The following is a 23,174-nucleotide window of genomic DNA, read 5'->3' on the forward strand; positions in this document are numbered from 1 at the left end:
ACGACACACGCTGCTGGCAGACCGGCCTGGCCGCGGCCCGATTACTTGCCAGCCTGCTGCGCGGAGCTCTAGTCCTGTATGTCCAGCCGTTTGCCGCGCCGCTCGGCCGGGCTGGGCATGCGCAACGAGATTTCCAGCACGCCGTCGCGCATACTCGCCTGCGCCGAGTCCGGGTCCACGCCTTCGGGCAGTGGCACGGTGCGGTGAAACGGCCCGTAGCTGCGCTCTGAACGGCGAAAGCCTGGCGCGCTGCCGGATGCGAATGCCTCCTTGCGCTCGCCATCCACCACCACGCGGTCGCGCTGGACTTCCACGTTGACGCTGTCGCGGCTGATGCCGGGCAGGTCGACGCAGATCAGCAGCCGGTCGTCGCGCTGCAGCACTTCCACCGGCGGCATCCACTTCCCGGCTTCGCCGCCCTCGCCGCTCTTGGCCGCGATCGGACGGCCGATGAAGCGGGCAAACAGCTGGTCCGCTTCCTCGGTCACCTTGCGCACCAGCGCCATCGGATCTTCCCAGCCGGCAAACTGACTGCGCAGCCATGCCTGGGGGCCGCCGCGGGCGTTGCCATCGCTGCGCCCTGCCCCGACCTGTTCGCCTTCCTCGCATTGGCCTGATGCGGACTGCGCCTGCTGCGTGCCCGATGCGGCCGAGGCCTGTGCTTCCTCGCGCTCGGCGCCCGTCTGGCCGACTGTCTTGCCCACCGGGCTCTGGGTAGCGTCGGCATTGACGTCCACATTGCCATTCGAATTGGCATGTGCATTGGCGCTTGCGCCTGCAACGCTGTTCTCGGCCGCTGCCATGCCCTGCTGTTCGGCCATGCGCTTGAAGCGGTCGAGGTCGCCCGCTACCCTCTGGGTCAGCGCCTGTTCGCGGTCGATCGGCAGTGCGTCGAATTCCATGCGCATGCGGATGCGGGTCTGGCCGGCCTGCAAGGGCTCGAACGCCAGGCTGCCGTGATGCTGGCCAGCGAGGTCGCGCCAGCGTATCGACTGGTCAGGTATGGTCTCGGTGATTTCGGAGTCCCATTCCACTTCATGATCATGCCGCATTGCCCGCCAGTGCAGGCGGTTGTCGCCGGCGGGCCGCACTTCCCGCACGCCTTCCATGAAACGCGGATAGTCTTCCGCCCGCAGCCAGATCGCATACGCAGTGGCCGCCGGCACATTGACATCGATGCTTTGTTCCAATGTAGCCATGCTCTTTCTCCACTCATCGAACCTGGCCGCGATCGGCCCGGCACAGCGCATGCAGCGGGTGTATCGGCATCAGGTGCAGGTGAAATAGACCAGACGCGACAGCGAGGAATCGAAGTACAGCGCATGCCACGGAATGGCCACCAGTGCGTTTCCAGGACGCGACAGCAGCATCACATAGCGCAACTGCCGGCTGCGCACATCGATCAGGATCGATCGCACCGCGCCGACCCAGTCGCCGGCGGCAGTCACTACCGGACAACCCTGCAGCATTTCGGTTGCGCTGGCATCTCGCGCGAACATGCTGGAAAGGCGCGGCGCGCGCGCTCGGCCCGGACGCGTCGCGGCGCCTCCTTTCAGCACTCGCAATGTGCCGCGTGCACCGTTCGGGTATCGTTTTAAGCGGCTTTCCATGGATGTCCTCTGTCATGCGTTGGTACGATCATGTACAAAGGTAGGCAACAAGCATGCCCAAGCCGCGGCGTCACCCATGCCGGCAAGGGCTGCGGGAACGTGCGCGAGCCTCAGTAAATTTTGCAGGCAGTCGCGGTAAAGAATGCAAGATGGACAATGAACGTTCCCGGCCCGGCGTCTGGCGCGGCGTGTGACAAACGGTTACACAAGTCATGGGCATGAAGATTGCTCGCGCAATTACTGGACGCTTTCGGGGAGAACGCCATGGGCCGCAAGGCAGCCGACATCATCGACATGTTGACCGAGGATCACGACCGCCTGCTAGTGCTGTTTGCCGCCTTTGAAAGGCTGCGCGAGAGCGCTGCCGACGATGCGCGCCAGACACTGGTGGAGTTGGCCTGCACCGAGATCGTGATCCATGCCCAGGTCAAGGAAGAGCATTTGTATCCGGCACTGGCAGAAGTGATGGACGATACCTTCATGCTCGAACAGGCGGAAGTCGAACACGCCATCATCCGCCGGCTGGTCGGCGAACTCGAAACCATGCAGGCCGGCGACCGGCTCTATAACGCCAAGTTCACGACGCTGGCAAGCTGCATTGGACACCATATCGAAGATGAGCAAACCCGGCTGTTCCCGCAACTCGACGGCCTTGACCTGTCATTCGATGCACTGACCTGCGACATCCGCACGCGGCGGCATGAACTGCGCAGCGAATTCGGCATGCCCGATGCCGATAACGAGGACGACAGTTATCGCTATCACGTGGTGCGCCGCCCGCATTACCGCCATCACTGACCTTCACAGGCGCTATCCGTCCTTGCGGATCACGCTGAACTCGCCATCCGGCTCCAGAAACGCCTTCTTCACCTGCGCCAGGTCGTCCACGCCCTGCTGGCGCAGCTGCGTCCAGAGTTCATCCTCGGTGATGTACTCGCGCCGCATATTGGCGCGCAACATGCGGCCGTCCTTGACGAGCAGCAGCGGAGGCGCTTCGGTGAAACGGGCAAAGGCGGGAAAGTGAAAGCTGAGGCGGTCGAGGAGCGCGTTCCAGAAGATCAGGGTGCCAACCAGCACCATGCCGTCGGCAACCGAGGTGTATTCGCCGGACATGCCGTTCTGGGCCGCATCGGCGACGATGACCAGGATAAGGATGTCTGCCACGCCAACCGAGCCGACATCCCGTCGCACGACAAAGCGGAAGATCACGAACAGGAACCAGTACATTGCCGTGCCGCGTACGACGACTTCAAGCGGCGACACGCCGAAGGCGAACACTTCGGCCCAATCGACGTCGAAGATGCCGGTCATGCCTGCGCCGCCGGGACGGCGGTCAGGCGGATGACGGCAAGGTCATCCGCCGCGCGCATCACTTCTTGATTTCGAGCTTGTTGCTGACCTGCTTGACGCCGTCGATGTTCTTGGCCAGCGTGGCCGCCTTGTCGATCTGCGCCTGGCTTTCGACGAAACCGCTCAGCATCACATCGCCCTTGTTGGTCTCGACATTGATGTCCGTACCCTTCACCTCGGCGTCGGCCAGCAGCGCTGCCTTGACCTTGCCGGTGATGGCGGAATCGCTCAGCGCATCGCCGGCCTTGTCGGTGGCATTGTTGGCGGCGGTGCCCGCAGCGGCGGCGGCATTGTTGGCGGCGGCGGCGGCATTATTGGCGGCGGCGGCGGCATTGTCAGCGGCCGGCGCGGTGGTGGTGCCAGTGGTTGCGGCAGGCGCGGCCGGCGTGGTCGTGGTGGTGGTTGTGGTTGCGGTGGTGCCGCTGGCCGCCGGCGTGGTGGCCGTGTCATCGGCCTTCTTGCAGGCGCCGAGCATGGCGGTCGACAGCAGCAGGGCCATCATCAGTGCGGAAGTGCGTGTGGTGTTTTTCATGGTAAATCCCCCCAAAAAGGTTGTTAGAACCTGGTTCAGGACGCTGCGGGCCGCGTAGCCCGCGATGCGTCGTCTTGTGAATCAATACCTGGCGGTTCAGCGCGCCGCGCCGCTGGCGGTAGTGCCCGACGTGCCGGCACCAGTGCCGGTAGTGCCCGAAGGCCCGGCGCCGGTGGCGCCAGTGCTGCCGGAAGTGCCGTCGCCGGTGGTGCTGCCGGACATGCCGGCGCCGGCCGAGCCGGTGCTGCCCGAAGCGGTGCTGCCTGCGCCGCTGCTGCCGGCGCTGCCCGACATGCCGCCGCCGGCCGAGCCGCTGGTGGAGCCGGATGATCCCGTCGCGCCGGTGCCGCCGGCCGTGCCCGCGGTGCTGCCATCGGAAGTCGTGCCGGCCGCCGTGCCGCCGGAGGTGGTGGAACCGGCGGTCGAGCCGCCGGACATGGTGCCGCCCGTGCTGCCGCTGCCGGTGCTGCCAGTCGACGGCGAGGCGGTGGTGCTTGGCGTGGTGGCGCTGCTGGTCGAGGCGCCGGGCGACGTGGTGTCGGCAGCCCGGCGTTCGCAGCCAACCAGCGCTGCGCTGATCACGGCTGTGGCCAGCATGGCCTGGGACAGTCTGGATAGTGATTGCATGTTCACTCCTTGATCCTGGTTTGGGTTGGATTGCCTTCGCAATGCAAGTCGCTTTGTTCACGTGCTTGCCGGGCGCGCCCGGCAAGCGTGGAGCGTGCGTTTCCTGCATTGCCAGATTGCAAACCCGCTTTGTGGATTGTGTTATTGCAGTTTCCGTGCCAAGGTTTAAATCCGGCGAAAGCCATAAGAAACAGTCGGTTGGGCTTAATTCAAGGAAACTGCTCGAAGCCAGGGGTAAAACTTACATGCAACAAAGGCAATCGTTACATTCATTACGGATAGGAGATGGGGCGTGCAGCTACGCCACATAAGCAGGCGCGGCGCTGCCAGCGGGCAGCGCCGGGAGGAGAAAGTCAGGCAGCGGCAGGCAAGCTGGCCAGGGCGTCCAGCAGTAGTGCCGGGTCGCCCTTGGCCAGTTGCTTCGGGTCCGACAGCATTTGCCTGAAGCGGCGGGCGCCGGGCAGGCCCATGGTGAGACCCAGCATGTGGCGGGTGATGCTGTTGAGCCGAAGTCCGCCCCCCGGTGCATCCGGACCATGCAGGTCGAGTTGCTCGCGGATATAGGGAAGCATGGCCGCCAGCACGTCGGCGCGCGACCTCGGCGCGGCGGTGTCCCCGTAGTAGCGGGCGTCGAATTCGGCCATGATCCATGGATTATGGTAAGCCTCGCGACCCAGCATCACGCCATCGACATGCTGCAGATGGGTGTCGATCTCGGCCAGCGTGCGCACGCCGCCGTTGAGGATGATTTCCAGCGCAGGGAAATCGCGCTTGAGGCGGTAGGCACACTCATAGCGCAGCGGCGGGATCTCACGGTTTTCCTTCGGGCTCAGGCCCTTCAGGATCGCATTGCGGGCATGCACGATGAAGGTGGCGCAGCCAGCCTCGGCGATGGTGCCCACGAAGTCGCGCACGAAATCATAGGACTCGTGCTGGTCGAGGCCAATGCGATGCTTGACGGTGACATCGATATCGACCGCATCCCGCATCGCCTTGACGCAGTCGGCCACCAGTTGCGGCTCGGCCATCAGGCAGGCGCCAAAGGCGCCCTTCTGCACCCGTTCTGACGGGCAGCCGCAATTGAGGTTGATTTCGTCATAGCCCCACTGCTGTCCCAGGCGCGCACTGTGCGCCAAGTCAGACGGATCGCTGCCGCCCAGCTGCAGGGCGACCGGATGCTCGGCGCCATCGAAGTCCAGGTGGCGCGGCACGTCGCCATGCAGCAGCGCGCCGGTGGTCACCATTTCGGTGTAGAGCCAGGTGTGGCGGCTGATCTGGCGGTGGAACATGCGGCAGTGGCGGTCCGTCCAGTCCATCATCGGCGCGACTGAAACTGTCCTTTTCTTGTACGTGTTTGAATTCATTTGACTATCAGATACCCGTCTGCCCACAGCCTCTGGGCAAACACATGTAATTACCGGGACTGCGGGAGACATACGGAAAAATGTCGATGCCGTCCGGCGGCGAACGAGCCTGCTTGGGTCCTTGTCTCTCGCCTGCAAGGTAACAAGGCTCGATCATGAATCCGGGTCCTGCACAGATACCTGGCGCGCGGTTGCAGGCGGGGCCGTGGACACATTGCGCAAGCTGCCGCGAGAGCAAAAGGCCTTATTTTATAACGACTGGCCAATTTGCAGGCTGAGCCGCCAGACACGCCGGTCAGTCAAGCCGTCCGGCAGGAGCAGGAAAATAGCGCCACTCGTGATGCGGAAGATTGACTACTGCCCGGTTTCAGGAAAGAAGTAGCGTCGGCAGGATAAGCATGTCTGACCAGGGCGCATGCCATCACGCAAAAGCTGCCTCGCCAACGAGTTTTACATTGGCAATTTTTCTACAAGTTGTGTAACCTATGTTGCTTTTAGGTCACTATTTAATGTTTCCCATTGGTAACTGGATAGAAAGAAATTGCAAAAAGGTAAGCATTAACCATGGATGAAATCCTCACGTTTGACTCATTGCATTTACATGCCGGAACGCGGTTGCAGATCTTGATCGTCAGGGACGTCAAGCCTATCGCCTATTTCTCGACGCTGATCGGCTTTGTTCGCGATGAATACCTGATCGTGAAGATTCCACAGCTTGGCAAGAACATGGTGTCCATGCGCGAAGGCGACAGGCTCATGGTCCGGGTATTTTCGGGGCTGAGCGTGGGCGTGTTCAATGTGACGGTCATGCGGGTATTCCTGCATCCGGTGTACTACCTGCATGTCTCCTTTCCCGACCTTATCCAGGGCTCGCGGCTGCGCTCGGCAATGCGGGTGAAGGTCGATGTCCCCTGCAAGGTGGTTTGTGCCAACGACCCACCGGTGGAACTGCAGGCGCGACTGGCTGACGTGAGCATGGTCGGCGCTCTGGTCGAGTCGGCAGCGGAGATCGGTGCGGAAGGCGATGAGGTGCAGCTCAGCTTCACGATTAATAACCGGTTCAGCGAGACCGAGATTCCGATCGAGACAAGAGTTATCGTGCGCAGCGCGCAGGCCAGGTCAGCGGACGAAAACGGCCCGATCGTCCACACCTATGGCCTGGAGTTCAAGGGCTTGTCTCAGACGGACGAACTGATGCTCCAGAACTTCACCTATGAAATCATCATGAGCGACCGCCGCAATATCATCTGAAGCCGAAGTGAAGCAGATGCATCTCGCGCTCTCAACGCGCTTGCCGCAATGGGAGCGCGAGGCTAGCCTTAAAGGCGACAGCGAATTTTCATGCCCATTATTCGTGCTGCGCCTTTGACAAGGCGCCGCGACTACTGCCATCGCCGCTGCAGATCATCACTCCATGTCCTCGTGGCCGCTGAAGCATTCGCTGCGCTTCGCGCGTCATGCAACAGCAGTTGGGTCCTTGTATTTAAGTCATTCTGAGGCCTGATTGCGACAGTAAGTTTCATTCATGAGTGGACGGCCAGGCACAAGTAAATAATACTTCAAGGCAATAATTTTTCCCTATTTCAAAATGAACTCATTTACTCAGGCGCAGGACGAAGACCTCCGCCTGGCAAGCCTGCATGCCATCGGCATTCTGGACACTCCGCCAGAAGAGCGGTTTGACCGCATCACCCGTCTGGCGCAGCGGATGTTCGGTGTGCCCATTGCCCTGGTGAGCCTGGTGGACCGGGACCGGCAGTGGTTCAAGTCCCGCTGTGGCCTGTCGGAGACGGAAACGCCCCGCACGATCGCATTTTGCGACCACGCCATTCGGCAGGAGGCTGCGCTGGTCGTGCCGGATGCCTGCGACGATTCCCGCTTTTCGAGGAACCCGCTGGTGACCGGCGAGCCGGGCATCCGCTTCTATGCCGGCCAGGCGATCAAGTCGCCAGACGGGCATGCGATCGGCACGCTGTGCATCATCGATACAAGGCCTCGTGAAATCACGGTCGGGGATCTGGCCTGCCTGAAGGATCTTGCCCATCTTGTTGAGGCGGAGATCGCACAGACCGCGCTGGCCCATGCCGCGATCAGGAACAAGCAGGCGCTCAGGCAGGCCCATGATGCATTTCGCGCCACCTTCGAGCAGGCAGCAGTCGGCATTGCCCACGTTGCACTGGATGGCACCTTCCTGCGCGTGAACCAGGCGCTGTGCGAGCTGCTGGGCTACTCGGCGGACGAGCTGATGGCAACCACTTTCCAGCACATTACCTTTCCGCCGGACCTGGAAAAAGACCTCGCCCGGACCGAAGGGCTGTTGAGCGGCCAGCAGAGAACGTTTTCGCTGGAAAAGCGTTACGTCACCAGCCACGGGGCAGTCATCTGGATCAACCTGACGACTTCCCTGCTGCGCCACGACGATGGAACGCCACGCTATTTCGTGTCCGTCATCGAGAATATCCAGGAAAAAAAGCTTGCCGAATTCGCCCTGCAGCGGCTCAACGCCGATCTGGAGGAGCGCATCGCGGAACGCACCCAGGCCCTCGAGGAAAGCAACCGGTCGCTGCAGGTCGAAGTCGAGCAACGGGTGCGCGCGCAGGTCCGTCTCAAGGCCAGCGAAGAGCATTTCCGGACCATCATCGAAAGCGCGAACGACGCGTTCATCGCCACGGATGCCAACGGCAGCATCACTGATTGGAACAGTACCGCTGAACGCCTGTTTGGCTGGCGCCGCGACGAGGCCATCGGCAAGCGGCTGACCAATACCCTGGTTCCCCTTAAGCTGCAAGCCGAGTTCGAGAAAGGGATGAGCGAGATCCTCACCACCGGCGACAGCCCCTACCTGAACCGGCAGCTGGAAATGCGGGCCAGAACCAAGTCCGGCAGCGAGGTGCCGGTCGAGATGATGCTGACAGCGTACCGGATCGACGGCGCCGTGCTGTTCGGCGCCTTTCTGCGTGACATTACCGAGCGCAGGCAGGCAGCCAGGAGAATAGAGGAAAAGGAGCGCCTGCTCGACGCGGTGCTCGACACGATCGACGTGGGCGTCGTGGCATGCGATGCGGATGGGAGGCTGACCCTGTTCAACCGGGCTGCGCGGGCGTTCCATGGCCTGGGTCCTCAAGACCTGACGCCGGACAAATGGGCGCGGGAGTACAGGCTGTACCAGCCCGACGGCAGGACACGCCTGCGGACCGGCGACATCCCGCTGGTGCGCGCATTCAATGGCGAAACCGTCCACGACCAGGAAATGGTAATCGCGTCAGACAACCATGCCGCGCGGGTGTTGCTGGCCAGCGGGAAGGCAATGATCGATTCGAAAGGCAAGAAGCTGGGCGCGGTGGTGGCCATGAAGGACATCAGCGCCATCAAGCAGTCTGAACGCTGCAGCGCCGAGAGCGAGCTGCGCCTGCGGGCCATTACCGAAAACCTGCCGGTGATGATCGCGCAGGTCGACCGCGACGGCAGATTCCTGTATATCAACGAGCGCGGGGCACGCTACTACGGCAGCACCAGCGGCCATCTGACTGGCAGGCATGTGAGGCAGGCGCACGAGAAGCGGCCCGAGGAGTTCGAGATGGTCCGGCCTTACCTGGAACGGGTATTGGCGGGCGAACGGGTCAGCTTCGAGCTGGAAATGCAGCTATGGGGCAAGAAAGCGCATTACCATGCCACCTATCTGCCCAGGCACGACGCAGCGGGACGCGCCGACGGCTTCTATGCGATCGGCATGGACATCACAGCGCGCAAGAACAGCGAACTGTCGCAGGCGAAAAGCGAGGCCAGGCTGCGGACCATTACCGACAACCTGCCGGTCTATATCGCCTATGTCGACAGCGATCTGGTGTACCGCTTTGCCAATGCCACCTACCATGACTGGCTCGGCATGTCGCCGGCCGACATGATAGGCAAGCCGGTGGTGCAGGTCATCGGCACCGATGCCTTCGAGGAACGCAAGAGCCACTTCCTGGAATGCCTGGAGGGGAAGGAGGTACGGTTCGAGATCGACATGGAAGTCAACGGCGCCACACGCTCGCTGCAGTCCGTCTACATCCCCCAGGTAGATGACGGCAGGGTGTCGGGCATCTACATCCTGTCCACCGACATCACCACGCTCAGGCAGCAGGAGCGGCAATTGCAGGTGCAGGCCCGGGTGGATTCCCTGACCGGCCTGCTGAACCGCCGCGCCTTCGAGGAACGTCTCGGCGATGCGCTCGGCCGCATGAGCCGCACCGGTGCAAGTCTTGCGCTGCTGTATCTCGATGTAGACCATTTCAAGCAGATCAACGACACCTTCGGCCATGCCGCCGGCGATATCGTGCTGAAGGAATTCGGCCAGCGGCTGCGTCTGGCGATACGCTCGACCGATACCGTTGCCCGCCTGGGCGGCGACGAGTTCACCGTCATCCTTGATGGCGTCGGCAACGAAAAGGAAGCAGCCGGCGTGGCGCAGAAGATCCTGGAGGCCATTGCCCATCCCTTCAACGTCGAAGGACGGGACCAGGACGTATCCACCAGCATCGGCGTCGCCTTTACCAGCGCGGCTGGCATCGGCATGCAGGCGCTGTCGCGTAAAGCCGATGAAGCGCTCTACGAGGTCAAGCGCGCCGGCCGCGGCCACTACCATGTGATCGTTGCGGAGAAGTGAGCCGTCGGCCTGTGCGGGGCCTGAAGAGCGACTCCTTTCCCGGTGCGCTTCCAGCCGATATTGCGGCACGGGAGGGCCTTGCCTTCCAGGAGCAGGCAAGGCCGGGCCTGCGCACTACGACACGGCGCGGATCGCACCAGGCCGCGCCGCCGCGCGCGCCCGCCAGCCCCGGTAGAACAGCCAGGCGCCAGACAGCGACAGCAGCGCCATCGCCAGCCCGGCGAAGAGTTGCAGCCAGCGGGTGGCCAGTCCGCCATAGCTGCCGGTATGCAGCGGATAGAACCAGTTCTGCACCCGCGTGGCGAGATCGGCCTTGAGCGCATTGTCGTGGCGCAGCAGCGCGCCATCGTAGCGGTCGAACCAGATGAATGTGCGGCCGTACTGGTGTATCTCGCCGGGCAGCCGCATGCGCACCATCACCGCCTCATCGGGCCTGGACGGCAGCCCCACGCGGGTAACGCGGCCGTCCGGATACAGGCGGCTGGCCTCCTGCAGCATGGCCGACAGGCTGGCCGCCATCGCTGCCGGTGCCGGCGGACGGGAAAGCGGTGGCTTGCGGCGCGTGCCCTCGCCGGTCAGGGCCTTGAGCAGCGGCTCGGTCAGCACATCATGCAGCGCCAGCGCCGCGCCGGTGCCGGCGCCCATCACCATGAACAGGCACAGCACCACGCCTGTGAGCTTGTGCAGGTCGCGCCAGACACGGTAAGGCGACGCGCCCCACTTCACGCCCAGCGCTTTTCTGTAGTCGCCGCGTCGCGGCCACCACAGCCACAGGCCAGCCAGGCAGAGCGCCAGGGCGCCCAGTCCGACCCAGCCCATCACCTGTTCGCCGGTCTTGCCCGACAGCAGATGCATGTGCAGGTCCAGCAGGAAGCCGTTCAGGCTGTCCCCGGCGCGGCGGGTGCCCTTCAGCGCGCCGCTGTAGGGGTTGACATAGGCGCGCAGGTCGGTGCCGCGGAACCAGATTTCCAGCGCCAGGTCGGGCTGCTCCGGAATGAAGACCGTCTTTACATCCAGCCCCGGCGCGCCCTGCCGCGCCGCGGCCAGCACCTGCTCCAGCGGCGCCCGCGCGGCTTGCGGCTGCACCCGCAACAGGCCGTCGTTGAGCGATGCATCGACCTGCTTGCCGAAGACGATCCAGGCCCCGCTCAGGCCGCTCACCAGCAACAGTGCGCCCAGCGCCAGGCCCAGGTAGCGGTGCAGCCAGACAGCCGTGGCGCGCATCAGAACGACACCCTGGCCAGGAGCTTGAGGGTGCGCGGCGCGCCGACGCCGATATAGCCATTGCCGGCGGTGCTCCAGTAGTTCCTGTCGGTGGCGTTATCGAGCACGGCCTGGAACGTGGTCGGCTTGCCGGCGATGCGCGTGCTGTAGCGCGCGCCCAGCGACAGCGTGGCATAGCCGCCGATGCTGGCCTGGTTTTCATTGTTCACCGGGCGGCTGCCGACATAAAACAGGCCGCCGCTGACGGCCAGGCCGGGTACCTGCCGCAGACGGTATTCGGCAAACAGGCTGGCAGTGCGGCGCGGCGTGTTTTCCGGGGTCTTGCCATAGGTGGCCGGGTTCTGCTCATTGCGCTGGCTGGCGTCGAGCAGCAGCGCCGACGCGATCACCGACAGGTCGCGGCCAATCTCGCCGGATGCGGCCAGTTCGACGCCCTTGTATTCGGCCAGGCCGTTGAGCACGAAGCGGTTGGCCGCATCCACTGCGGTCGACGGGCGACGGATGTCGAACCAGGCGGCCTGCAGCAGCACGCCCTGCGCCACTTCCGCCTTGGCGCCGATTTCCTTTTGCTTCGCCACCGCCGGCGCCAGCCATTCGCCGGCATTGGCCCGGTTCAGCGGCGCCTGGCCGCTTTCTTCCAGGCCCTCGATGTAACTGGCATAGACCGAGGTCCTGGGGTTGGGCTTGAACATCAGCGACAGCGACGGCGTCAGGTCGTCGGCCTGATAGCGGGCGCTGGTCGATGTGCTGCGGTAGCTGCTGCTGCGCAGGCCCGCCATGGCCTGCCAGCGTTCGCTGATCTGGATGCGGTCAGACAAATACCAGCCGGCGTCGCGGATCTCCGAGCCGGTTGAGGGCACGGTATAGGCCGGCGACAGGCGCGCAATCGATACCGGGTCGTACAGGTTTTGCGCCACGCCGATCGGGGTGGCTGACGTGCCCGACTCGGAACTACGGCGGTTCAGGTTGTAGCCGAGGCTGACTTCATGGGCAAGCGGCCCGGTGGCAAGCCGTCCGGTGATCTCGGCGCGATAATTCTCATTCTCATAGGCCTGGCCGCGGGCGAAGTAATTGAGCAGGGTGCCGTTGCCGCTGGCCAGGCTGTCGTTGCGGAATTCGGAAAAATGGCGGTCGCGCTCGGTGCGCGCCTTGCCGGCTTCCAGCAGCAGCGACCAATTGTCGTTGATCGAATAATCGGTGCGAAACAGCAGGTTGGTCGCCTGGGCATCGTATTTCTGCCATTCGGAAGCCAGGTTCTGGCGGTTGTCCGGCACGGCAGGCAGGACGATGCGGCCACTGCTGGCGGCAGGCAGGCGGATCGCCGCCTGCTCCGACACTTCCTTGCGGTAGTGCTCCAGGTCCAGCCTGAAGCCCAGGTCGCGGCTGGCGCGGAAGTCGAGCGCGGCGCTGGCCAGCCGACGGCTGCCGCCATAGTTGGCGATGCCGGTCTCTTCCCTGCCCTCGACCAGGTTGACGCGGGCGCCGAACTGCTGGGCGTCGCCGAAGCGCCGGCCGATGTCGGCATGCACGCTTGCGCCGCCGTACTGGTTGGCGGTCACGGCGAAGTTGGACACGTCCTGCCTGCCGGCCCGCCTGGTAACCAGGTTGACGATGCCCGACGGCGGCACGAAGCCGTAATACAGCGACGATGCGCCCTTCAGCACCTCGGCCCGCTCCTTGTTCTCCAGCGGCACGTCGATCAGGTTGATGATGGGCAGCGAGCCGTTGAGCCGGTAATTGCCGCGGTTTTCCACCAGAATGCCGCGGATGGCGATGTTGTCGTAGGTCGAGCCGGTCAGTTGCGAGCGGGTTACGCCGGCGGTATTGCGCAGCGCATCGAACAGGCCCGAGGCGGCCTGGGCATCCAGCACCTCGCGGGTTACCACATTGCTGGTCTGCGGCACGTCCAGCGGCGCGAGGTCGCGAAAGGTACCGACCTGCACGCTGCTTGACTTGTAGCTGCCGGCACGCTCGCCGGTTACGTCGACCGGCGCCAGTTCGGCGGGGGCGGTCTGGGCATGGACGGAAGGGAAATGGATGGCGGCCAGCGAGAAGGCAAGCGCAGTACGGCGCAATGGCATGGAATTTTCCTTGGTCTGGTGAATGCCCTCCCCGGCCGCAAGGCATGCGCGGCGTGCGGCAACGCCGCGGCCGGGTCGGGACGGAACAGAGGGATTTCTGGCTGACTGCCGGCAGGAAGGCCGGTCTGGCTGGCGGAAATGGCGATGAACGTGGCCGGGCGCTAGCCGCGCCGGTCACGGGGTCTCTTATCTTTTTGAAACACGACCGCCATTTTAATGGGAATCATTCTCATTTACAAATCGACAGGTGGAAAGGCAATCGATTGTGAGCTGGCGTTGGACTGGTTTCGCATGGCGCTCGTCTGCCGTTGGAAATTGCACGGCCTGGTCGACGGTCTTCCTGGATTGACCAATCGTGCAATGCCCCTGCGGGGTATTGCACCCTACGGGACGACGGTTGCGGTTCTCTTGCTTTCGACTGGTCGCGCCGGCTGCGCCGGCACAATGCAATCTTCCTCCGGCACTGCCCTTTAAAGTCTGGCCTGCCGGCGCAGCATGCTCCTGATGATCAGCGGCCGCGGGAGAACTTCGCCGCCAGCTGGTGCAGCTTTTCCTCGCTCTGGCGGCGCGCCTCTTCGGCTTGCTGGGCAGCGCGCTCGGCGCGGCGCTGGTCGGCTTCCTTCTTCAGCCGCTCGCGCACCGTCTGCGCGGCATGGCTGCGATGGGTTTCGGTGACTTCGCCATCGACCTGCCCTTCCAGGTTGAAGCGCTCGGTGGCCTTTTCCATGGCCTTCAGGTAACGCAGTGAATTGGTGTGCATGCCCAGGGCAATGCGCAGTACCTTGCGGTTGACATCGGGCAGCTTGGCGATGAGCTGCTTGTCGATGCCGATGGCCAGCGGCTTGGCTTGGCGGAACACCTCGAAATCAGCCTGCAGCTGTTTCAGCAGGACGCGTGCGGCCTGCGCCGGGCTGGGAACGGGAGTCGGTGTAGTCATGGACAGCTTGCGGGGTTGTTTTGAAATGGCGGGAGCATAGCACGCCGGCCGCCGTCGGCCGGCTGGCGCCGGGCCGGCGGCGGAAAAAAATCGCCGGATGGCGCGACGCCTCAGAACAGCTCGACCGCGCCGCCGACCTTGCCGCCCTGCAGGCGGCTGGCATAGTCCTGTTCACGGTTGACCAGGGTATTGTTGTTGAGTTCCCGCAGCTTCTTCACCAGCACCCGGCCGGTGCGCGGGAAGAAATAGACCTTGCGCGGAAAGATGTCGTTGAGGTCTTCCGCCACCACCCTGATGCCTTCAGCCTTGAGATAGGCCCGCACGAAGGCGGCATTGCGCTCGCCGACATTCAGCGCCGTCAGGCCGCGCAGCACATTGCCGCCGCCGAATACCTTGGCTTCCAGGTTTTCCCGGCGCGCGCCGCTTTTCAGCAGTTCGTTGATCAGCACTTCCATCGCAAAGGTGCCGTACCGGGCCGAAGCCGAAATCAGCGGATTGTCGCTGTCGCCGCCGTCCGGCAGCATGAAGTGGTTCATGCCGCCGATGCCGGAAACCCGGTCGCGTATGCAGGCCGCCACGCAGGAACCCAGCACCGTCACGATCAGCATGTCCTTGATGGTGCAATAGAACTCGCCAGGCAGGATCTTGGCGGCATCGCTATCGAAGGTGCGGTCGTAGTACAGGTTGCTGGCGAAATGCTCGGGCGTGGCGATAGGCATGGATGCTCTCAGAGTGTGCGAGCCGAAGCCAGCTGATAAACCGTCTTGGCGCGCAGCTTGAATGCGTCGCTGACATACAGGAAATTTTCCGAGTGGCCGGCAAACAGCAGGCCGTCGGGCTTCATCAGCGGCGCAAAGCGCGACAGGATGCGGCCCTGGGTCGGTTTGTCGAAATAGATCATCACATTGCGGCAGAAGACCACGTCGAAGGCCGACTTGATCGGATAGCTGTCGTCCAGCAGGTTGATCTGGCGGAAGGTGATCAGCTTGCGCAGTTCGGGCCGCACCCGCACCAGGCCGGCCTGGGCGCCGGTGCCGCGCTGGAAGAAGCGGCGCAGCCGCTCCGGCGAGAGCCGCTCCACCCGCTCTATCGGATAGACGCCGGCTTCAGCCGTGGCCAGCACATTGGTATCGATGTCGGTGGCCAGGATCTCCGCAGGCGGCGTCAGCGTGCCGTAGGCTTCGCACAGCGTCATTGCAATGGAGTACGGCTCCTCGCCGGTGGACGCGGCCGAGCACCAGACCTTGACGTCGCGCCGGTTGCGCACATGCTCGGCCAGGATAGGGAAATGATGCTCTTCCCGGAAAAACGAGGTCAGGTTGGTGGTCAGCGCATTGGTAAACGACTCCCACTCGGCGCTGGCGCGGTCGTGCTCCAGCATGTCCAGATAATGTTCGAAGGAATGCATGCCGATCGAGCGCAGCCGGCGTGCCAGGCGGCTGTAGACCATTTCCTGCTTGCCCGGCGCGAGCGCGATGCCGGCCTGCTTGTAGATCAGCGAACGAACCCGTTCGAAATCCCGAGCGGTGAATTCGAATTCCTTCAAGCCTTCGGCACGTTGCTGCACCCGGCTTGTTTTCATGCTGACGACCATCGTTTGCTCGCGGGGTTTGGTGTTGCGTTTTTCAAAATGGGGGCAATGCAGGTTCAGCGGGCTGCTGCCAGTCGTACCGCCCGCTGCAATTTCACTTTCTGCTTCTGCCTTTGATTATCGGCAGCCGGCGCTGAGTCTTTAGCAAGGTCTCCGCTGGCCCGACAGAAGCGGAGTTATATCTTAATTTCCTATAAGAAACAATAAGGAGTGTGCGCTTCCGGTCACACGCCGCCACACTGAGCCCGGCCTGGCTTCAGCTTTCCACGCAAAAATGCTATTGTGCGGCAATCGTTGCAACGTTCGATAAGAGCCATGCAACAAATTTACGAACAAGAAATAACAATTGCCGTTCAAGCCGAACGCGGCGCATGGCGGCACGAGAACAGCATGGCGGCAAGCATTCAGCAAGATAGCCAGGAGGCGGCCAACCAGGCGGGCACATCCCACCTGCTGGCCGTTGCTTCCAATACCCCGGGCCTGGTGTACCAGTTCCTGTTGCGCGATGACGGCACGCAGGCCTTTCCCTATCTGAGCCGCGGCTGCGCCAGCCTGCTGGGCATTTCCGCCAGCCGGCTGCGCAACGACCCCGGACTGCTGCTGCAGCTGATCGAACCCGAAGACCGCGCCTCCTACCTGGAGACGATGCAGGCTTCGGCCAGCCGCCTGGCCAGCTGGAACTGGGAAGGCCGGATCTGGATAGAGACCTGGCACGACATCAAATGGATCAACCTGCGCGCCACGCCGCGCCGCGTCGATGGCGTCGGCATCCAGTGGGACGGGCTGATGACGAACATCACCCAGGGCAAGAAGGCGGCGCAGGACATCCTGCGTTCGCGCCGCCAGCTGGAAGAACTGTCGGCCCACGTGGAGCGGGTCAAGGAAGAGGAACGCACCCGGATCGCCCGCGAGATCCACGACGACCTGGGCGGCAACCTGACCGCCATCAAGATGGCCCTGTCCCAGCTCACCCGGCGCCTGCCCCAGGGCGACACCCTGCTGCGCGAGAAGGCCGACTATGTGGATGCGCTGGTGGACCGCACCATCGAGGCGGCGCACCGCATTTCCCGCGACCTGCGCCCCAGCACGCTGGACCTGGGCATCGTCGCGGCGATTGCATGGCAGGCGCAGGAATTCGAGAAGCAGCTAGGCATACCGTGCGAGCTGCATGGGCCGGGCGCCAGCGGCGAGGATATCGACCTGCCGCCGGACCAGGCGACCGGCCTGTTCCGCATCTTCCAGGAAACCCTGACCAACATCGGCAAGCATGCAGAGGCGTCGCGGGTCGACGTGCGGCTGGACGTGCTGGATGATGCAATCGCGCTGGAAGTGCGCGACAACGGGCGCGGCCTGTCGCCGTCTGACCGGATGAAGCCCAAGTCCTTCGGCATACGCGGCATGGTCGAACGCGTGCATGCGCTGGGCGGCATGCTGGACGTCGGCCCGAACGACGCCGGGCCGGGCTGCCGGGTGGCGGTGCGGCTGCCGCTGCCGCCGGCGGCGCGTGAACATCATCGGGAAACGGCTGCGTCATGAACAGGAACAGCGGGAAAACCATCCGGGTGCTGATCGCCGACGACCATGCGATCGTACGCGAAGGCCTGAAGCAGATCCTGGCCGACACGGCCAATATCGTGGTCGAGGGCGAAGCCGAGAACGGCCTGTCGGCGGTGCAGCTGGTGCGCGGCTGCGACAGCAATGTGCTGCTGCTGGACATTTCCATGCCCGACCGCAGCGGCATCGAGGTGCTGAAGCAGATCCGCAAGGAAAAGCCGGCGCTGGCGGTGCTGATGCTGTCGATGCACCGGGAAGACCAGTACGCGGTGCGGGCGCTGAAGGCCGGCGCGTCCGGCTACCTGAACAAGCAGAGCGCCCCGGCCGAGCTGGTCAATGCGATCCGCCAGGTGGCGTCCGGGCGCAAGTACATCAGCCCGGAACTGGCGCAGCAGCTGGCCAACCAGGTCAGCGACGACCGCGACGAGGTGCTGCATGAAAGCCTGTCGGACCGGGAATTCCAGACCCTGACCATGATCGCCTCGGGCATGGCGGTCAGCGACATCGCCGCCGAGCTGGCGCTGTCGGTCAAGACCGTGAGCATGTACCGCTCGCGCCTGCTGGCCAAGATGCGGCTGCGGCACAATGCCGAACTGACCCATTACGCAATCAAGCACAAGCTGGTGGACTGATACCGGGCCCAGGCCCAGGCCTGCCATGACGCGCCATGTTGATGCCCGAATAAGGGCAGCTTTGCCCCTCTAAAGTCCTGATTGAAGCTGCCGTTATACCGTTAGAGTGTGATTTTCGCGCCTCGGGCGCTTTTACGACGCAAGTCGGCAGCGCGGCCTCAATCGGATCTGGAGACAGAAGTATGTTTGGAAGTATGCATGGCGCCATCAGCGCCTGTGCCCTGCCCGCCTCGCGGCGCGCCGACGACGCGGCCTGGTCCGGCCTGACGATGGCGGGCGCATGGCTATGAGCAGCGAGGAAGTCATCCGGCTGTATGAGAATGTATCGACGCTGACGCGCCAGATGCTCACCGCAGCCCGCTCGAATGACTGGGACGCGCTGCACCGGCTGGAACAGGCCTGCGCCGATCAGGTGGAAGTGCTCCGGCATGGCCAGCCGGCACCGGCGCTGCCGGCTGAACTGCGGGCGCGCAAGGTACGCCTCCTGCAATCCATCCTGGCGGACGACCGCGAGATACGCAACATTACCGAACCTTCATTGCACCAGCTGTCGCGGCTGCTGCAGGGCGTCGCGCAGCGGCCGTCCCAGCGCGATGGCCACAATGGTCATGGCGGCCACAACGGCCATAGCGGCCACAAGGGCTAGACCCTCCCATGGCGGTTACTCCTGGCATCAGCGGCACCGCCGCGGCTGCGCCCGTCGGCGCCGCGGTGCCGGTCGCCGCGCTCGGCGACCCCGGCCAGGAAAGCCTGCGCCGCCTCACCGCGCTGGAAACCGGCAAGGCCTTTCAGGCGCAGGTGCTGTCGCGCCTGTCCAATGGCGACTTCGTCGTGGGCATTGCCGACACCGCCGCCCGCATGGCTTTGCCGGAAGGCACCCGGGTCGGCGAACAGCTGTCGCTGACCATGGTGGGACGCGAGCCGCGCCCGCTGTTCCTGCTGGAGCGGCCTGCGGCCCAGGACCAGGCATTCGTCAGCCCCGCCGCCCGGCTGGTCAGCAGCCTCATGAAGGACCGGCCGGCTTCAGCGACGCCCGCAGCGCTGGCCGGCGCCGCGCCGCTGGCCGCGCCAGGCACGCCATTGCAGGCCGCGCCGCTGGCGCAGGCGCTGCAGAACAGCCTCGAGTACAGCGGCCTGTTCTATGAATCCCACGTCAGTCAGTGGGCGCACGGCGCCCGCTCCCTGCCCCAGCTGCAGCGCGAGCCGCAGATGCAGTTCCTGCAGATCATTCCTGCCGACAGTGTTTCCGAACTGCGGGTGGTGCAGGGCACGCCCGGCCTGGCCGCGGCTTCCCCTGCGGACGCCGCGCCGCCAATGCTGGACGCCGCGCCCCTGATCCGCCTGCAGCTCGACACCCTGGAACAGCGCAGCGTGAGCTGGCAGGGCGAACTGCTGCCGGGCCAGGCGATGCAATGGGAAGTGCGTGAAGAGCCGCGCGATCCCGCCGCCCCGGCGCAGCCGCCTGCCGAGCGCGCCTGGCAGAGCACGGTCAGGCTGGAATTGCCGGCGCTGGGCGCCGTTGCCGGCAGCCTGCAACTGCAGGGAGGCCGCCTGCAACTGGCGCTGCGCGCACAGGATGCCGGCAGCGCCGACCTGCTGCGCGCCAGCGGCGGCGAACTGGCGCTGGCGCTGGAAGCGGCCGGCCTGCCGCTGGACCTGATGACCGTGCGCCATGAACCCGTCTGACCCGCGCCGCAGCGCCGCGGCGCTGTCCTATGGCCAGGGCGACACGGCGCCGCGCGTCGTCGCCAAGGGCTATGGCCTGGTGGCCGACCAGATCATCGCGCGCGCGCGCGAGCATGGCGTGTTCCTGCATGAATCCAGGGAAATGGTGGCATTGCTGATGCAGGTCGACCTCGACCGCGACATTCCGCCGGCCCTGTACCGCGCCGTGGCGGAACTGCTGGCCTGGCTCTACCGGCTTGAAAAAGGCCAACCGCCCTATACCGATCAACCCTCTGATGGACCGGAATGAACCTGCAAATGAATATCGGCGTCGATGACGTCGGCCCCTACCTGATCCACTCGCGCCGTGAAATCATCGCACTGCTGCGGCGCCTGGCCGACAGGCACGAACTGGTGCGCATGATCTTCGCCGACGGCGAGGACGCGCTTGCCACCGCGGTGCTGGAAGTCAATGATGACAGCGTGATCATCGACACCGCGCGCGATGCGGAGCAGGTGGAGCGCATCCTGGCCAGCGACAGCATTTCCTTCGATACCGCGCTGGACAGGATACGCATCGCCTTCTTCGCCAAGCAGGCGACGGCATGCCTGCATGACGCGCGGCCGGCGCTGCGCATTGCGCTGCCCGACACCATGATCCGGCTGCAGCGGCGCGAGCACTACCGCGTGCTGTCGCCGCGCTGCTCGATCCAGATCGCCAAGGAAGATGGCCCGCCACCGGTGTCGTTCGCGGTGCAGAACGTCAGCGCCGGCGGCCTTGCGCTGATCGACGATCACCAGCTGCTGGAAGCCAGCCCGGGTGCGGAATACACCCACTGCGAACTGCAGCTGCCTGGCGCGCAGAATATCGTGGTCCACCTGTGCGTGATGAATTGCTGCGAGCTGACCCTCTATAACGGCCGGGTTGCGCGGCGGCTGGGCTGCGCCTTCATCAACCCGAATGCGGCGACGCTGGCGCTGGTGCAGCGCTATGTCAGCAAGCTCGAGCGCGACCAGAACGCCCGGATCAACGGCATTGCCTGAAGCGCCGGCCGGCCGGGCGCCTGCGCGGCACAAGGCGGTTAGTTAGCGGCGGCTAGCGCAACAAGGCCCACACGGCCAGCAGCGCCGCCACCACGGCAACGGCAAGGGCCGCCTGCGTCAGCCGCTTTTGCCTGGCCAGCTCCGCTTCCAGCGCGCGCATCGAGGCTTCGCTGCGCTCGGCCAGCTCGCGGATGGCCGTGGCCTGCAGCGTTGCGGCTTGCTGCAGCTCGCTGATCTGCCGCTGCTGCACATCGTCGACCTGTTCGGGCGGCGCTTCGGCCGCTTCACGCTCGGGCGTAAAGAGCGGCAGCACGCCCTTGACCAGATCAACCAGATGAGGCGCCAGGGCGCGCACGGCGGCAGAGGAGAATATCGACATGGTGCTGGATTCCGCTGAAAAATGCCCAGCATACGTCAAGCCTGCGCAATCCGTGATGCGGCTGCGCAGGACGGCTGATGAAATTGCAAGCTGGCCGACCGCTTGCACGACCCATACGGCGCCTTGGGTCAATCCTCGGTGTTCGGCGGCGGCAGCGCGGACCAGGCCCGGGACAGCACTGCCGGCATGCGGCCCGGCTGCGCATCTGCAGGCTGGGCGGCCGCTCCACCGCCAGCCGCACTGAAGAAGCGCCGGACACCGTCGTCAGCCTGCGGCTGCGACAGCACCGGCGCTTCCTGGATCGTCGGCGCGGGGGACGGCGGATCATCAACGCCCGATGAGGGCGCGGCAAGCGGTCTGGATGAGGCTTGAGGAACAGGAACCATGGTTCTCCTTGTCGATGCGTTGACCAGTGCCGGTAGCGGCTACTGGCTGATGCCAATCCCATCCATCGCGCTGCCAGACGTAACATGCGCCCTCTCCCGGCCCGTCATGAATGGGCATGGCTTAGTCCGCCCAACGCGACGGCCGTTCGGCCACGCTGCTTGACACGGATCAGCCATCGCGGTGAAGGCCGCCACAGGCAATGTCAGGCGCGGAGCAGGCGAATCGGTTATAATGTCGGCTTGCCAGCCAGGATTCTGGCCCGAACGCAGCACCGCCTTCCATCCACACCGCCCAGTCGCAAGCGAACGCCTCTCCAGCCTGCTGACTGTTCCAACGCAACTTTCACCGCGCCGGCCACGCTGCCCGACTGGCGCAAGCAAGTATCGGCCTTGCCGCCAGCCTCCCGGCGGCACTGGCAACACACACTTGCCGGCAGCCCGAGATCCAGGCTGCCTATGACTTCGCGATGCGCGCGCTTTCGCGCCGACGCCTCGCCGTGCCCCCGCCTTTTGCGTGGGCGCGAATGATTACAAGGGAAAACAACATGGCTAAAGAAGAACTGCTTGAAATGAATGGCATGGTTGCCGAAGTCCTGCCCGACTCGCGTTTCCGGGTTGACCTGGATAACGGCCATCAGCTGATCGCCTATACCTCGGGCAAGATGCGCCAGCATCACATCCGCATCCTGGCTGGTGACAAGGTCACGCTGGAACTGTCGCCCTACGATCTGAGCAAGGGCCGCATCACCTTCCGTCACATTGAAAAACGCGGCCCGGTGGGCGGCGGACAACAGCGTCGCCGGCACTGATGGCGGCATGAAGTCAGGCCAGGCTGCGCAAGCGGTATAGCGCGGTCTGATGCCGGTCGTACAGGCTGGCATGGAGAGCCGCAGTCTCGCTTCAAAGGCCGTGCACTGCATCGGCTCGCATCTCCCAGCAATCCGGCCTGCCGGATTTCCCCCTCGGTACCTTCCTGCTATGGCACACGCTTCGCAGTGCCAGCATTGCTTCCCATCCTTTCATCTCCATCCGCCAGCGAACGCCTTCATCACAGACATGACACGGCTTACTGTTGAGCACCCGCAATCTTTTCCGGGTCTGCCTGAACCAGCGCTGGTGGCACTGGTCTAGCCTGAGCACCCTGGCGCGCTATTGGCTATTGGCTATTGGCTATTGGCTATTGGCTATTGGCTATTGGCGCCGGTTGGAACGCTCTCATTCACGACGAAAAGAAAGGTGACGATATGTCCGAACATACTTACAAGATCATTGAACTGGTGGGCTCTTCCCCCGACGGTTCAGACGCCGCGATCCGCAACGCGATTGAACGCGCGTCGAAGACCGTGAAGAACCTGGACTGGTTCGAAGTGGTGGAAACCCGCGGCCACCTCGTCAATGGCGCCATCGCCCATTTTCAGGTAACGCTGAAAGCCGGATTCAGGCTGGAGGAATAGCCGGCGCGCCGGCCCTGCCTTGCGTACATCTTGCGGAAGGCAGGGTTGAGCGATTGCCAATCCTGGTGATGAATGGCATGGCCGCCGTTGCGGCTT

At 64.1% G+C, this 23,174-nt stretch carries 24 protein-coding genes; 12 read left to right on the forward strand and 12 right to left on the reverse strand.

Translation table 11 applies throughout. The features are described 5' to 3' along the window. Positions 1-68: 68 nt before the first annotated feature. A complete protein-coding gene (locus tag KTQ42_RS07805; RefSeq protein WP_217344995.1) occupies positions 69-1,199 on the reverse strand; it encodes an Hsp20 family protein in 1,131 nt (376 codons plus the stop codon). A 69-nt stretch (positions 1,200-1,268) separates the two neighbouring features. Further along, a complete protein-coding gene (locus tag KTQ42_RS07810) occupies positions 1,269-1,499 on the reverse strand; it encodes a PRC-barrel domain-containing protein (protein WP_217344996.1) in 231 nt (76 codons plus the stop codon). A 375-nt stretch (positions 1,500-1,874) separates the two neighbouring features. On the opposite strand from KTQ42_RS07810, the gene KTQ42_RS07815 reads away from it, so the two are divergent. Further along, complete coding sequence (locus tag KTQ42_RS07815; RefSeq protein ID WP_217344997.1) at positions 1,875-2,408, forward strand: hemerythrin domain-containing protein; 534 nt, start codon at positions 1,875-1,877, stop codon at positions 2,406-2,408. A gap of 12 nt (positions 2,409-2,420) precedes the next feature. On the opposite strand, the gene KTQ42_RS07820 is transcribed toward KTQ42_RS07815, so the two are convergent. Together KTQ42_RS07820 and KTQ42_RS07825 are read right to left on the reverse strand one after the other, a co-directional pair. Then, positions 2,421-2,921 (reverse strand): YetF domain-containing protein, encoded by a 501-nt coding sequence (locus KTQ42_RS07820; RefSeq protein ID WP_217344998.1) that lies wholly within the window; start codon positions 2,919-2,921, stop codon positions 2,421-2,423. Positions 2,922-2,979: 58 nt separating this feature from the next. Beyond that, complete coding sequence (locus KTQ42_RS07825; RefSeq protein ID WP_217344999.1) at positions 2,980-3,492, reverse strand: BON domain-containing protein; 513 nt, start codon at positions 3,490-3,492, stop codon at positions 2,980-2,982. A gap of 76 nt (positions 3,493-3,568) precedes the next feature. Here KTQ42_RS07825 and KTQ42_RS07830 point away from each other — a divergent pair, with 76 nt between their 5' ends. Then, entirely contained in the window at positions 3,569-4,132 is a 564-nt protein-coding gene (locus KTQ42_RS07830; RefSeq protein ID WP_217345000.1) for a hypothetical protein, read from the forward strand. A 340-nt stretch (positions 4,133-4,472) separates the two neighbouring features. Here KTQ42_RS07830 and dusA read toward each other — a convergent pair whose 3' ends face one another. Next, the gene (gene dusA, locus KTQ42_RS07835; protein ID WP_217345001.1) at positions 4,473-5,483 is read right to left on the reverse strand and encodes a tRNA dihydrouridine(20/20a) synthase DusA; all 1,011 of its coding nucleotides are present in this window, start codon (positions 5,481-5,483) and stop codon (positions 4,473-4,475) included. A 564-nt stretch (positions 5,484-6,047) separates the two neighbouring features. On the opposite strand from dusA, the gene KTQ42_RS07840 reads away from it, so the two are divergent. After that, on the forward strand, positions 6,048-6,734 hold the full coding sequence (locus KTQ42_RS07840; RefSeq protein WP_217345002.1) for a flagellar brake protein: 687 nt from the start codon (positions 6,048-6,050) through the stop codon (positions 6,732-6,734). A 337-nt stretch (positions 6,735-7,071) separates the two neighbouring features. Further along, entirely contained in the window at positions 7,072-10,131 is a 3,060-nt protein-coding gene (locus KTQ42_RS07845; RefSeq protein WP_217345003.1) for a PAS domain S-box protein, read from the forward strand. Between the two features lie 114 nt (positions 10,132-10,245). On the opposite strand, the gene KTQ42_RS07850 is transcribed toward KTQ42_RS07845, so the two are convergent. The 5 genes from KTQ42_RS07850 to KTQ42_RS07870 all read right to left on the reverse strand — a co-directional run bounded on the left by KTQ42_RS07850 (position 10,246) and on the right by KTQ42_RS07870 (position 15,955). Continuing rightward, entirely contained in the window at positions 10,246-11,355 is a 1,110-nt protein-coding gene (locus KTQ42_RS07850; protein ID WP_217345004.1) for a PepSY-associated TM helix domain-containing protein, read from the reverse strand. Then, positions 11,355-13,436 (reverse strand): TonB-dependent siderophore receptor, encoded by a 2,082-nt coding sequence (locus KTQ42_RS07855; protein WP_217345005.1) that lies wholly within the window; start codon positions 13,434-13,436, stop codon positions 11,355-11,357. The genes KTQ42_RS07850 and KTQ42_RS07855 overlap by 1 nt, the downstream gene beginning before the upstream one ends. Before the next feature lie 508 nt (positions 13,437-13,944). Continuing rightward, a complete protein-coding gene (locus tag KTQ42_RS07860) occupies positions 13,945-14,373 on the reverse strand; it encodes a ProQ/FinO family protein (protein ID WP_217345006.1) in 429 nt (142 codons plus the stop codon). Between the two features lie 110 nt (positions 14,374-14,483). Then, entirely contained in the window at positions 14,484-15,092 is a 609-nt protein-coding gene (gene cheD / locus KTQ42_RS07865) for a chemoreceptor glutamine deamidase CheD (protein WP_217345007.1), read from the reverse strand. A gap of 8 nt (positions 15,093-15,100) precedes the next feature. Next, positions 15,101-15,955 carry a CheR family methyltransferase gene (locus KTQ42_RS07870; RefSeq protein WP_217345008.1) on the reverse strand — a complete coding sequence of 285 codons (855 nt, stop codon included), beginning with the start codon at positions 15,953-15,955 and terminating at the stop codon, positions 15,101-15,103. 399 nt (positions 15,956-16,354) lie between these two features. Between KTQ42_RS07870 and KTQ42_RS07875 the strand changes: the two genes are divergently transcribed. The 6 genes from KTQ42_RS07875 to KTQ42_RS07900 all read left to right on the forward strand — a co-directional run bounded on the left by KTQ42_RS07875 (position 16,355) and on the right by KTQ42_RS07900 (position 20,859). Continuing rightward, a complete protein-coding gene (locus tag KTQ42_RS07875) occupies positions 16,355-17,500 on the forward strand; it encodes a sensor histidine kinase (RefSeq protein ID WP_249222679.1) in 1,146 nt (381 codons plus the stop codon). Then, positions 17,497-18,150: a response regulator transcription factor gene (locus KTQ42_RS07880; protein ID WP_217345010.1), complete on the forward strand. Its 654-nt coding sequence runs from the start codon at positions 17,497-17,499 to the stop codon at positions 18,148-18,150. The genes KTQ42_RS07875 and KTQ42_RS07880 overlap by 4 nt, the downstream gene beginning before the upstream one ends. 280 nt (positions 18,151-18,430) lie before the next feature. Next, the gene (locus KTQ42_RS07885; RefSeq protein ID WP_249222680.1) at positions 18,431-18,796 is read left to right on the forward strand and encodes a flagellar protein FliT; all 366 of its coding nucleotides are present in this window, start codon (positions 18,431-18,433) and stop codon (positions 18,794-18,796) included. A gap of 8 nt (positions 18,797-18,804) precedes the next feature. After that, on the forward strand, positions 18,805-19,836 hold the full coding sequence (locus KTQ42_RS07890) for a flagellar hook-length control protein FliK (protein ID WP_217345011.1): 1,032 nt from the start codon (positions 18,805-18,807) through the stop codon (positions 19,834-19,836). Next, a complete protein-coding gene (locus tag KTQ42_RS07895; RefSeq protein ID WP_217345012.1) occupies positions 19,823-20,125 on the forward strand; it encodes an EscU/YscU/HrcU family type III secretion system export apparatus switch protein in 303 nt (100 codons plus the stop codon). Before KTQ42_RS07890 ends, KTQ42_RS07895 begins: the two co-directional genes overlap by 14 nt. After that, positions 20,122-20,859 carry a flagellar brake protein gene (locus tag KTQ42_RS07900; protein WP_217345013.1) on the forward strand — a complete coding sequence of 246 codons (738 nt, stop codon included), beginning with the start codon at positions 20,122-20,124 and terminating at the stop codon, positions 20,857-20,859. The genes KTQ42_RS07895 and KTQ42_RS07900 overlap by 4 nt, the downstream gene beginning before the upstream one ends. A gap of 52 nt (positions 20,860-20,911) precedes the next feature. Here KTQ42_RS07900 and KTQ42_RS07905 read toward each other — a convergent pair whose 3' ends face one another. Both KTQ42_RS07905 and KTQ42_RS07910 read right to left on the reverse strand, forming a co-directional pair. Next, on the reverse strand, positions 20,912-21,238 hold the full coding sequence (locus KTQ42_RS07905; protein WP_217345014.1) for a hypothetical protein: 327 nt from the start codon (positions 21,236-21,238) through the stop codon (positions 20,912-20,914). Positions 21,239-21,366: 128 nt separating this feature from the next. Beyond that, positions 21,367-21,624, reverse strand: coding sequence for a hypothetical protein (locus KTQ42_RS07910; RefSeq protein WP_217345015.1), 258 nt, complete (start codon positions 21,622-21,624; stop codon positions 21,367-21,369). A gap of 545 nt (positions 21,625-22,169) precedes the next feature. Between KTQ42_RS07910 and infA the strand changes: the two genes are divergently transcribed. Both infA and KTQ42_RS07920 read left to right on the forward strand, forming a co-directional pair. After that, positions 22,170-22,433: a translation initiation factor IF-1 gene (infA, locus tag KTQ42_RS07915; protein WP_217345016.1), complete on the forward strand. Its 264-nt coding sequence runs from the start codon at positions 22,170-22,172 to the stop codon at positions 22,431-22,433. Positions 22,434-22,868: 435 nt separating this feature from the next. Further along, positions 22,869-23,078: a dodecin gene (locus KTQ42_RS07920; RefSeq protein ID WP_217345017.1), complete on the forward strand. Its 210-nt coding sequence runs from the start codon at positions 22,869-22,871 to the stop codon at positions 23,076-23,078. Positions 23,079-23,174: the final 96 nt, after the last annotated feature.

It is taken from the genome of Noviherbaspirillum sp. L7-7A (assembly GCF_019052805.1).
Classification (GTDB): Bacteria; Pseudomonadota; Gammaproteobacteria; order Burkholderiales; family Burkholderiaceae_D; genus Noviherbaspirillum_A.